This is a genomic window from Nocardia sp. NPDC003345, from assembly GCF_053589395.1.
The window spans coordinates 1-11,554 of the sequence record NZ_JBSFRU010000207.1 but is presented as its reverse complement, the minus strand read 5'-3'; the positions used below and the strand labels follow the sequence as shown (position 1 = coordinate 11,554).

Below are 11,554 nucleotides of genomic sequence, written 5' to 3'. Positions count from 1 at the left end.
TCGACCCCGTTGGCGCGCAGCGCCTCCACGGCCAGGCCGAGATCCTTGTTCATCAGCGCGGTGGCGAATCCCGGTTTGTAGTCGTTGTTCGCCGGGCTGGTGGGTACCGGTCCCGGGACCGGGCAGTAGGTGGTGAGCGCCCAGCTCTGGCCGGACGCCGTGGACACCACATCGAAGAAGGACTGATGGCTCAGCCCCAGTTTCTCGCCCAGCACCAGCGCCTCGGAGAGCCCGATCATCGAGATCCCCAGCAGCATGTTGTTGCAGATCTTGGCCGCCTGCCCGACACCGGAGGCGCCGCAGTGCACGACCTTGGCGCCCATCACCTCGAGCACCGGCCGGGCCTCGGCGAAATCGGCGTCCGCGCCGCCGACCATGAAGGTCAGCGTTCCGGCCGCCGCCCCGGCCACACCGCCGGAAACCGGGGCGTCCAGGGCCCGGTGGCCCATGGCCACCGCGGCATCCGCCGCCGCCTTGGCATCGGCCACATCGATCGTCGAACAATCCACGAACAGGGTGCTCGGCTCGGCCACTTCCAGCAGTTCGTCGTAGACGCGGCGCACCAGGGCGCCGTTGGTGAGCATCGTGATCACGATGTCGCGGCCGGTGGCGGCCGCGACCCCGGTGTCCACCAATGCGACGCCGTCCGCGCGGGCCTGCTCCTGAGCGGCCTCGGAGGGATCGAAGGCATGCACGTCGTATCCGGCCTTCACCAGATTCGCCGCCATCGGCCCGCCCATATGGCCGAGCCCGAGGAACCCGATCGTCTTCGTCACTTGCTCTCCTCCGGGGTGATCAGATTCAGTTCACGGTCCCCCAATTCGGCGAAGTACGCGTCGACCTGCGCCGCGCTCACCTCCGTCAGGGCCGCCGGATTCCACTGCGGGTTCCGGTCCTTGTCCACGACCTGGGCGCGGATACCCTCGACCAGATCATGGGAGGCCAGCGAGGCGATCGAGACCCGGTACTCCTCGTTCAGCACCGCCTCGAGGCTCCCGGCCCCGCGCGCGGACCGCAGCGACCGCAGCGTGACCTGCAGCGCCACCGGCGATTTGCCCAGCACATCGGTGGCGGCCGCGGCGGCCTCCGGGGCGCTGTGGGCCTGCAGGCGGGTGACGATCTCCTCGACCGTATCGGCGGCGTAGCAGGCGTCGATCCAGGCCCGCTGGGTGAGCAGCGCCGATTCCGGCGCCTCGGCGGCGTATTTGGCGATCGCGATATCGGCGGCTTCGCTCTGCAGCGTGGTCAGCAGCGCCGGGATCTGGTCGGCGGGCACGAAATAATCCGCGAACCCGGTGGCGATCGCGTCTCCGGCCTTCATCCGCGCCGTGGTGAGCGCGATATGGGTACCCAGCTCGCCGGGTGCCCGCGACAGCAGGTAGGTGCCGCCGACATCGGGGATGAACCCGATCCCGACCTCCGGCATCCCGATGGTCGACCGCTCGGTGACGATGCGGTGGCTGCCGTGCGCCGACAGCCCGACTCCGCCGCCCATCACGATCCCGTCCATCACCGCGACATACGGTTTCGGATAGCGGCCGATGAGGGCGTTGAGGATGTACTCGTCGCGCCAGAACTTCCCGGTGGCCGAATCCGCGGCCGCGCCGACGTGCCCGGCCGCCTGCTGCTCCTTGGCGTCGTGGTGGATGGCGACGATATCGCCGCCCGCGCACAACCCGCGCTCCCCCGCACCGGTGATGGCGACGGTGCGCACCGACTCGTCGGTGGCCCAGGCCCGCAGCTGCTCGGTGATGGCCAGCGCCATCGAGTGATTGAGCGCGTTGATGGCCTTGGGCCGGTTCAGGGTGATGAGTCCGAGTCCGTCACGCTGTTCGATCAGGACTTCGGGTTCCTCGCTCATAGCTTTCCTTTCGCGCGCGGGTCCGGGCGCCGCCGGCTCATGGGGCACCCGCCACCGAGGCCGTCATCGACCGGGCCACGACCATCCGCATGATCTCGTTGGTGCCCTCCAGGATCTGGTGCACCCGCAGATCCCGGACGATCTTCTCCAGACCGTATTCGGCCAGGTAACCGTAACCGCCGTGCAGTTGCAACGCGGAGTTCGCGACCTCGAACCCGGCGTCGGTGGCGAAGCGTTTGGCCATCGCGCACAGTTCGACCTTGTCCGGCGCGTCCGCGTCCAGGGCGGCCGCGGCCCGCCACAGCAGGGTCCGGGAAGCCTCCAGCTTGGTCCGCATATCGGCCAGTTCGAACTGCAGGGCCTGGTTGTTCAGCAGCGGCGCGCCGAACGCGCTGCGCTGGGCCAGATAGGGCACGGTCTTCTCCAGCGCCGCCTGCGCCCCGCCCACCGAACAGGCCGCGATATTCAGGCGGCCGCCGTTGAGCCCGTTCATGGCGATCCGGAAACCGTCACCCTCGGCGCCGAGCCGGTTGGCGACCGGGACGCGGGCGTCGGTGAGGATCACCTGCCGGGTGGGCTGGGCGTTCCAGCCCATCTTCTTCTCGTTCGGGCCCACTTCGAGACCGGGCGTATCCGCCGGGATGACCAGTGTCGAGATACCCCGGGCCCCGCTGTCCTGGGTACGGACCATCATCACGTACAGATCGTTGCTGCCCGCACCCGAGATGAACTGCTTGGACCCGTTCACGATGTAGTCGTCGCCGTCGCGCACCGCACGGGTGGTGATGGCGGCGGCATCGGAGCCCACACCGGGTTCGGTGAGCGCGTAGCTGGAGAGCAGATCCATCGCGGTGAGCCCGGGCAGCCACTTCCGCCGCTGGTCGTCGTCGCCGTAGGCGTCGATCATCCAGGTCGCCATATTGTGGATGGAGATATAGGCCGCCACGGCGGGGCATCCGGTGGCGAGCTGCTCGAAGATCCGCACCGCGTCCAGCCGGCGCAGCCCGGATCCACCGAACTCCTCGTCCACATAGATACCGCCGAGCCCGACCGCACCCGATTTCCGCAGGACGTCGACCGGGAAATGTTTCTCCTGGTCCCATTCCACGGCATGCGGCGCCAGATATTCGTCGGCGAACTCCCGGGCGGTATCGCGGATGGCCCGCTCATCGTCGTCGAGAGTGAACATGGTCATTCCATCGTGGGGATGACGAAGCTGTTGCTCTCCTTCAGCCCCGCCGGCCAGCGCTGGGTGACCGTCTTGGTCTTGGTGTAGAAGCGGATCGAATCCGGGCCGTGCTGGTTCAGATCGCCGAACCCGGACCGCTTCCAGCCGCCGAAGGTGTAGTAGGCGATCGGCACCGGGATCGGGACATTGATCCCGACCATCCCGACCTGCACCCGGGCCGCGAAATCGCGGGCGGTATCGCCGTCGCGGGTGAAGATGGCGACACCGTTGCCGTATTCGTGGTCGTTGGCCAGCGCGAGCGCTTCCTCGTAATCGCCCGCGCGGACCACGCTGAGCACCGGCCCGAAGATCTCGTCGGTGTAGATCGACATATCCTTGCCGACCCGGTCGAACAGGGTCGCGCCGACGAAGTAACCGTTCTCGGCGCCGTCCACGGTGACGCCGCGACCGTCGACGACCAGTTCGGCGCCCTCGTCGATGCCCTGCTGGATGTACTTCTTCACCCGGTCCACACCGTCGAGACCGACCAGCGGCCCGTAGTCGGCGCCGGGATCGTCGGATTTGCCGACATTGAGCTTGTGCACCCGTTCGGTGAGCTTTTCCACCAGCCGGTTCGCGGTGTCCTCACCCACCGGCACCGCGACCGAGATCGCCATGCAGCGCTCGCCCGCCGAGCCGTAGCCGGCGCCGATCAACTGGTCGGCGACATCGTCGAGGTCGGCATCGGGCAGGACGATGGCGTGGTTCTTGGCGCCGCCGAAGCACTGGGCGCGCTTACCGTTGGCGGTGGCGGTCTCGTAGATGTACTGCGCGATCGGGGTGGAGCCGACGAACCCGACGGCCTTGATGCGCGGATCGTGCAGGATCGTGTCGACGGCTTCCTTGTCGCCGTTGACCACGTTGAACACACCCTCGGGCAGCCCGGCCTCGAGGAACAGCTCGGCCAGCCGCAGCGGCACCGACGGGTCGCGCTCGGAGGGCTTGAGCACGAAGGCGTTACCGGTGGCCAGCGCCGGGCCGGCCTTCCACAGCGGGATCATGGCCGGGAAGTTGAACGGCGTTATCCCGGCGACCACGCCCAGGGGCTGGCGCATCGAGTACACGTCGATCCCGGTGCCCGCGCTCTCGGTGTACTCGCCCTTCATCAGGTGCGGGACGCCGACCGCGAACTCGATGACCTCGAGGCCGCGCTGGATATCGCCCTTGGCGTCGGCGATGGTCTTACCGTGCTCGCTCGACAGCAGCGCGGCAAGGGAATCCATCTCGTCGTTGACCAGGGTCAGGAACTTCATCAGGATGCGGGCGCGCCGCTGCGGATTGGTCGCGGCCCAGCCCGGCTGCGCGGCTTCGGCATTCGCGATGACGGCCTCGACCTCGGATTTGCTCGCCAGCGGCACCTTCGCCTGCACCTCGCCGCGGTTCGGGTCGAAGACATCCCCGAACCGTCCGGAAGTGCCCGGGACGTGCTTTCCGCCGATGAAATGTGTGAGTTCTCGAGCCATGCGATTCCTGCCTCGTGTCGGGGGTGGCGGGCGCGGCGCTGCGGCCGTCCGTCACACGAAGATCATTCTTGCGGGCTTCCAATAGTTGGACGTCCAAGCAAAACGATACACCCGGCCTCATCCACAGACCAGAGTTACCCGGAAATGGGGCACCATCTGCGAAAATACCCCGCCGAGCGGTCGCTATCCGGGATCCTTGACCGAGCGCGTCAGCAGGAAGCTGCCGATTCCGAGGATGACCGCGCCGATCACCAGAATGGCCCCCGACGCCCCCTCCGACTCCCCGGTCCAATCCCCGACCGCCTCCACCGCGGCCAGGGTGAGCGCCCCGGCACCGCCGAGAACCAGGACCCAGGACCGATCGGTGGCGTACACGGCGAAACACACCGCCGCCACCACCGCGGTCAGCACATACGCCGCGCGCGTCGAATCGATCGCCTCCACGGTCTGCGCGCCCACGACCGCCAGCACGACGCCGGCCAGATACCCGGCCCATACATCCAGCACCAGGCGGGCCCGGGTGAGCCCGAGCCACACCAGTCCCAGCGCCAGCACCCCCAGACCCACCCAGTCGTCGTCGATATCCAGCACCTCGTCGAGCACACCGGCGACCAGCGCGACACCGAAACCGGCGCACAGCAGCAGACCCAGCAGCGACGGCAGCGCCGCGTACCCGGCGACCGCCGCCACCAGCCCCGCCCCGGCGGCCCACACCCAGGCGGTATCGCCTCCGCCGTCGTCGTAGGCCGACCCGGCGGCCGCGGCGACGGCGGCCGCCGCGAGCGCGAACAGGACCACGGCCAGCCGCAGCCGGGCGGTATGGCCGGCCTCCGGCCCGCGGCGCCACGCCGCGCGGAACAGCACCGACCGGCCACCCGCCGTCGCGACTCCGGCCACCGTCAGACCGAAGGCCACCAGCAGGAACAGGATCACCCGGCCGAGCCGGGCCATATCGTCCCAGGATTCCACCAGGATCAGCACCAGCCCGCTCAGCAGCAGACCCGCTCCGGCGTAGGCCGCGATCTCGGCCAGCAGCCGGGCCGGAGCCGGACGCGGCGGCGGAGCGGCCAGCGCCGTCACCACCGCGGTCAGCTGCCGCTCGTCGAGTACGCCCCGATCGACCAGATCGCGGAGGGCGGGTGGCGCCTGCTCCGGATCCGGAGCGCGCGACCCGGCGGCCTCCGGCGTATCCGGCGCGGCACCGGGTCCGGGGTCCGGCTCCGGTTTCACGAGCTCTACCCCGCCGGGAACCGAACCGGCCCCCGACTCCGTATGCGACGCTCGGGGCGCCGAATCCGCTTCGGCCACAGCACCCAGTATGCAGCCCCGGACGCGCACTCGGCTCCGCCCCGGAGAACTCACCCGGCTGTGCCGGGAGAGTCCGCTCGGCGGGCCCCGGGGAACCGGCTCGGCGAGGGCACCGGAGAACCCGTCCGGAGGCGCGGAGGAGAACCCGCTCCACCCGGGGCGTGCACGCGCTAGGCTCGGCCCTTGCAACCGACGGCGATCGCGGGAGGTGCCTGCAGCGGATGGACATCGGCGATATCCGGATCATCGACGCGCATATTCATCAATGGGATCCGTTCACCAACCCGCGCGACTTCAGCCGCACCGCGAAACTGATGCGGGCGCTGCCGATCCCGCTCGGCCTGGCCGTCAAGCTGGCGCCACGCCGGGACCGGGAGTTCGTGGGCGAGCCCTCGGCGTATCTCGCGCCCTATCTGCCCGCCGACTACCGCGCCGACGCGGCCGGGCTGCCCGTCGAATCGGTGGTGCATATCGAAGTCGAATGGACCGGGCCGAAGGTCGAGGAGACCCGCTGGGTCACCGCCCTGCCCTTCGGCGTCGACACGCCCGCGCTGGCCGCGGTGAGCGCCGGCGGATTCCCGGCCACGCCCGGCTTCCCAGAATTGCTCGACGCCCACCTCAGCGCCTCACCGCTGGTGCGCGGGGTCCGCAGTATGGTCGCCCACCATCCGGACACCGGTATCCGCAGTTTCGCCGCGGCGCCCGGAGCGCTGCGCACCGCCGCGTTCCTGGACGGTTTCGCCGCGCTGGTCGAACGGGATCTGCTCTTCGAGGCCTGGGTGTACTCGCATCAACTCCCCGATCTCGTCGCCCTGGCCCGGCGCTACCCGGAGGCCACGATCGTGCTGAACCATCTGGGTACGCCGGCCGGAATCTTCGGGAAAGTCGGCAAACACACCGGTCTCGACGCCGCCGAACGCCGCACGATCCTCGAGCGCTGGCGTGACGATATCGCCGATCTGGCCGGGATGGCGAATGTGGTGGCCAAGGTCAGCGGTCTGATGATGCCGATTCTGGGGCATCCGGTACCGGCGCCGGGACACCCCACTCCCGTTCCCGAACTCACCGACCGGGTCGCGCCGCTGCTGTCGCACGCCCTCGACGTCTTCGGTGTCGACCGGCTGATCTGGGGCTCCAACTTCCCGGTCGACCGGCCCATCACCTCGATCACCGGCAGCGCGCAGACCGTCGCGGCGGTACTGTCCGGCCGGCTCGGCGATACCGGTTTCCTGCAGCCGGTCTTCCGCGACAACGCCCGCCGCGTCTACGGCCTGGACCCGTAGCGCCGCTACCGTCCGGTCATCTCCGAATACATGACCACCAGCGCGCGCCCGGCGGCCGCCGCCTCCGTCTCGTCCGCGCACATCATCCGCAGGGCGCGGCGCAGCAGCGCCGGATCCAGGTCGTCGGGCGCGGGCTGCGCTTCCGGCGCCGGCAGTGCCGGGAGTTCCAGCGCCGCACCGTAGGGGTCCGAGGGCTCACCGGGATCCGGGACGGACGCCTCGATACCCCGGATCAGCGCGTCGATACCCAGCCCGCGCAGCGTCAGCAGATCACGGGGATGCTCGTCGAGTCGTTCGGCCAGCAGACAGGCGACCGCGACGGCGTGCTTGCACGGCCATCCGGGATCGGGACAGGTACACCCGAAATCGATATCGGCGGCGGTCTCCGGAACGAGATGCGGCGCGAGTTCGCGCGGCAGATCCCCGGAGACGACGCGGGCCAGCATGCCCGGCGCCGAACGGATCGACTCGATCAGCAGATCCACCTCGTCGGGCCGCAACCGGCGGATATCGCAGGTCGTGGTGAACGGTCGCGGCTGACTGCCCTGGACCTCGGCGCGCACCGCACCCGGTTCGATCGTGAAGCTCACCACCTGCCCGGCCCGGGCGTAGGTGCGGCCCCGGGATATCCGGCCGGGCTCGGCGAGCTTGTCCACCGCGTCGAGCAGGCTCCGGCCCCAGAAGGTGCGGGCGAATCCGCCACGCCTGCTCCGGGCCGGCACTCCACCGGCGACCGGCCGGCGTTTGCCGAATTCGCTGAAATCCGTCATTCGCCCACCGCCTCGGATCCCAGCGTGAACAGTTGCGCGAGTTCGGCGTCACCCAGTTCGGTGATCCAGTTCTCGCCCACCCCCACCGCGAGATCGGCGAGTTCCCGCTTCCCGGCGATCATCTCGTCGATACGTTCCTCGATGGTGTCGACACAGACGAGTTTGCGCACCTGCACCGCGCGGCGCTGACCGATCCGGAAGGCCCGGTCGGTGGCCTGGTTCTCGACCGCCGGATTCCACCAGCGGTCCAGATGCACCACGTGATTGGCGGCGGTGAGATTGAGCCCGGTACCGCCGGCCTTGAGCGAGAGCAGCATGATCGGCGGTCCGTGCTCGTCCTGGAACCGGGCCACCATCGCGTCGCGGCGGGCCTTGGCGACACCGCCGTGCAGGAACGGGATCTCGCCGCCGAACCGTTCGGCGAGATAGGGCGCGACCAGATCGCCGAACTCCCGGAACTGGGTGAACAGCAGCGCCTTCTCTCCCTCGGCCAGCACCGCGTCCAGCACATCCTCGACCAGCGCGAGCTTGCCGGAGCGGTGCGCGCCGCGGCGCAGCACCGCGGAGGAATCGCCCAGGAAATGGGCCGGATGGTTGCAGACCTGCTTCAACCTGGTGAGCGCGCCCAGCACCGCGCCCTTGCGGGCCATACCCTTGGCATCCCGCAGCTTCTCCAGCATGTCCTCGACCACGGCCTGGTAGAGCGCCGCCTGTTCCACGGTCAGGTTGGCCCGCACCGTCATCTCGAGTTTCTCCGGCAGATCACTGATGACGGCCGGATCGGTCTTCACCCGGCGCAGCAGAAACGGCGAGGTCACCGTGCGCAGCCGGGTCACCGCGTTCTGGTCGTTCTCGCGCTCGATCGGGACGGCGAACCGGGCCCGGAAGGTCTGCGGGCTGCCGAGCAGCCTGGGCACGGCGAAATCGAGGATCGACCGCAGCTCCTCGAGCCGGTTCTCCACGGGAGTACCGGTGAGGGCCAGCCGGTGCCGGGCCGGTAGTGCCCGCGCCGCGCGGGCCTGCCGGGTCGCGGCGTTCTTGATGTGCTGCGCCTCGTCCAGCACCACCCGCTCCCACCGTTGCCGCGACAATTCGCCGATATCGCGGACGAGCAGTGCGTAGGTGGTGATCACCAGATCCGATCCGGCGACCGCGGCGTCCAGTTCGCGGCCCCTGGCCCGCCCGGTGCCGTGATGCACCAGCACCCGCAGGTCCGGGGCGAACCGTTCGGCCTCGCGCTGCCAGTTACCCACCACCGACATCGGGCAGACCAGCAGGGTGGGTCCCGGATCGGCGCCGCCGTCCCGTTCCCGTTCGTGCAGGAGTAGCGCCAGGACCTGCACCGTCTTGCCGAGACCCATATCGTCGGCGAGCACCGCACCGCAACCGAGCCGGCTCATGGTGGCCAGCCAGCTCAGTCCGCGTTCCTGATACGGGCGCAGCTGCGCCTTCAGCCGGCCCGGCGGGGTCACCGCCTCCGGTTCGGCCTCGGGATCGAACAGCGCGGCGGGCCAGCCGGTGGCGGTCACCTCGGTCAGCGGCACCCGGCCCACCGGGTTGGCGGCGATCTCGCCGATCAGGTCGGCCAGCGTGATCTGGGCGTCCTCGGTGTGCATGGCGACGAATTTCGCGGCCGCGGCGAGCACCGTGTGATCGGCCTGGACCCATTCGCCGCGCAACCGCACCAGATCCGATTGCGCGGTGACGAGCCGTCGCATCTCCGGCTGGGTCAGCACGGTATCGCCGAGCGCCAGCTCCCAGCGGTAGGACACCAGACCGTCCAATCCGACGGTGCTCTCGGCGGCGGCCACCGCGGGTTCTCCGATCCGCAGCCGCAGGCTCGGTTCGGTGATATTCCAGGCCCGGGGCAGCAGCAGCGCGATCCCCTCGGACGACAGGGCCTGCGCCCCGTGCGCCACCAGATCGGCCACCACCTCGGTCGGTAGCAGCAGGTCGAGGCTGTGCGGATCGCCGGGCACATCCCGCAGCCGCGGATACGCCCGCTGCGCCCGGCCCAGCCACTCCAGCCCCAGCCGCATCTCCTCGGCCGGGCCGGGCACCGCAACCGGCCGCGGCGCCGCCCCGTCGGCGCGCAGACACACCTCCAACCGCCACAGCACCGATCCGCCCTCGGGGTCGGCCGCCTCCGCGTCCGGTTCCCGCAGCCGGAGCACCATCTCGGTGTCCTCCCCCGACCGGGTCGCGTGCCACTGCCGCAGCACCTCCGCGGCCTGGTGACTGCCGGTTTCCACCGGCACATCGGTGGCCAGCGCGTGGATCAGGGGATGCGGATGGGTGCGCGGCGACAGCAGTTCGCGCACCATGGGGTCGGTCAGTTCGGCGACCAGATCGTCGAGCACCGCGCCGGGTTCGCCGGGCACCCGTAGCGCAGGTGGCAGGAGGGCGACCAGTTCGGCGAGCCACGCCCGCTGCCCGGCGCCGCCGGCCAGTTCCCAGCGCGCCCACCACTCGCCGTCGTCGCGACGCAGTGCCGGCACCACCATTCCCGCCCGTACCCAGCGCTCCAGGCCCTGGGCGATATGCCCCAGGAACCGCAGGTCGCCCGCGACGGCCTCGGCGGGCAGCCGCTGCCGCAACGCCGCGACCGCGGCGGCCGGCGCGAGCGCGTGCGCGCGCACGGTCTCGCGCCGGACCCCCGCGTCGTCGGCGAGCAGCACCTCGGCCCGATGCCGGAACCGCGATTCGGCCAGTACGGACCCGAGCAGGCCGCCGACCGCACCGCCGTCCCCGCTGCCCGGCGCACGCCACAGCAGCAGCCCGGAACCGGGCGACCACAGTCCGTGCAACATATCCACATCAAATCAGCCCGCCCCGACACCTCGCGACGGCCCCGGCCCGGAGGCCCGCACGGCGGCCCGGACGCGCCGCGCGGCGCACCAGGGTCGTACCTGGATTTATCCACAGTGACGGCACATACTGGGGATATCCGCTGGTCACTGCAGAGATACGCGCCCGTCGAGGCGGTAGCGCCTCGCCCGCGGAGCATGCTGCGCCCGGCGGCCGATCCGCGGTGTCCGGCATATCTCCCGGCCGCCCGGATCTCCTCATACAGCGGTGTCATCGAACAGCGGAGGACAGCGGCATGACGATCCTGCTCCAGGTGCTCGAGCAGAGCTACACCCCGACCACACCGTGGGAGCGGCGCAAATTCACGTTCGTGGACGCCGGCAAGATAGTCGGCATGCGACTGGACGGCCAGTGCGGAGTCTGGCTCGACCTGTCCCGTCCCGGCGAATCCCAGCGATTGGCCCGCACCGCCCATCCCGAGGAAGCGATCGGCTTCCTGCTGACCGCCTTCGCCAAGATCGCCGAATGCACCGACAGCGGCGGCTCCTGGGTGATCGGACACGACGGGCTGCACGTCGAATCGCTGGCCGCGACCCGTTTCCCGCCCCGGGGCAGCGGGGTCGCCAACGACGAACTACTGGCCAGAGCCTGGCTGTGAGACCGGATATCCGGCCCCGCACGGAGTTCCGGTGGCCGGCATCGGAACTCCGATAGCGACGCGGAGTCCGGACAGCTGTCGGAGGGCTGCGGTATACCGGAGCGGTGATGACACGGGGGATCATTCACGCGGCTACCGCGATTCTGTCCACACTGGCACTGCTCGTCGTTCTCGG

9 protein-coding genes are annotated in these 11,554 nt (G+C 70.0%); 2 read left to right on the top strand and 7 right to left on the bottom strand.

What is annotated here, in order from left to right:
• The 5 genes from mmsB to ACWDU1_RS21280 all read right to left on the bottom strand — a co-directional run.
• A partial coding sequence (gene mmsB, locus ACWDU1_RS21300) for a 3-hydroxyisobutyrate dehydrogenase (RefSeq protein ID WP_450000850.1) occupies positions 1–740 on the bottom strand: 740 nt, incomplete at its 3' end.
• 32 nt (positions 741–772) lie between these two features.
• Positions 773–1,861 (bottom strand): enoyl-CoA hydratase/isomerase family protein, encoded by a 1,089-nt coding sequence (locus ACWDU1_RS21295; RefSeq protein WP_450000848.1) that lies wholly within the window; start codon positions 1,859–1,861, stop codon positions 773–775.
• 37 nt (positions 1,862–1,898) lie between these two features.
• Positions 1,899–3,050: an acyl-CoA dehydrogenase family protein gene (locus tag ACWDU1_RS21290; RefSeq protein ID WP_450000846.1), complete on the bottom strand. Its 1,152-nt coding sequence runs from the start codon at positions 3,048–3,050 to the stop codon at positions 1,899–1,901.
• A gap of 2 nt (positions 3,051–3,052) precedes the next feature.
• Positions 3,053–4,552, bottom strand: coding sequence for a CoA-acylating methylmalonate-semialdehyde dehydrogenase (locus ACWDU1_RS21285; RefSeq protein WP_450000844.1), 1,500 nt, complete (start codon positions 4,550–4,552; stop codon positions 3,053–3,055).
• Positions 4,553–4,735: 183 nt separating this feature from the next.
• Positions 4,736–5,860, bottom strand: coding sequence for a DUF2157 domain-containing protein (locus ACWDU1_RS21280; protein ID WP_450000842.1), 1,125 nt, complete (start codon positions 5,858–5,860; stop codon positions 4,736–4,738).
• Positions 5,861–6,081: 221 nt separating this feature from the next.
• On the opposite strand from ACWDU1_RS21280, the gene ACWDU1_RS21275 reads away from it, so the two are divergent.
• Entirely contained in the window at positions 6,082–7,143 is a 1,062-nt protein-coding gene (locus tag ACWDU1_RS21275; protein WP_450000841.1) for an amidohydrolase family protein, read from the top strand.
• Positions 7,144–7,148: 5 nt separating this feature from the next.
• Here ACWDU1_RS21275 and ACWDU1_RS21270 read toward each other — a convergent pair whose 3' ends face one another.
• Together ACWDU1_RS21270 and ACWDU1_RS21265 are read right to left on the bottom strand one after the other, a co-directional pair.
• Positions 7,149–7,913 (bottom strand): SWIM zinc finger family protein, encoded by a 765-nt coding sequence (locus tag ACWDU1_RS21270; RefSeq protein ID WP_450000839.1) that lies wholly within the window; start codon positions 7,911–7,913, stop codon positions 7,149–7,151.
• Entirely contained in the window at positions 7,910–10,723 is a 2,814-nt protein-coding gene (locus tag ACWDU1_RS21265; protein WP_450000837.1) for a DEAD/DEAH box helicase, read from the bottom strand. Before ACWDU1_RS21265 ends, ACWDU1_RS21270 begins: the two co-directional genes overlap by 4 nt.
• A 293-nt stretch (positions 10,724–11,016) precedes the next feature.
• Between ACWDU1_RS21265 and ACWDU1_RS21260 the strand changes: the two genes are divergently transcribed.
• Positions 11,017–11,379, top strand: coding sequence for a hypothetical protein (locus ACWDU1_RS21260; protein WP_450000835.1), 363 nt, complete (start codon positions 11,017–11,019; stop codon positions 11,377–11,379).
• Positions 11,380–11,554: the final 175 nt, after the last annotated feature.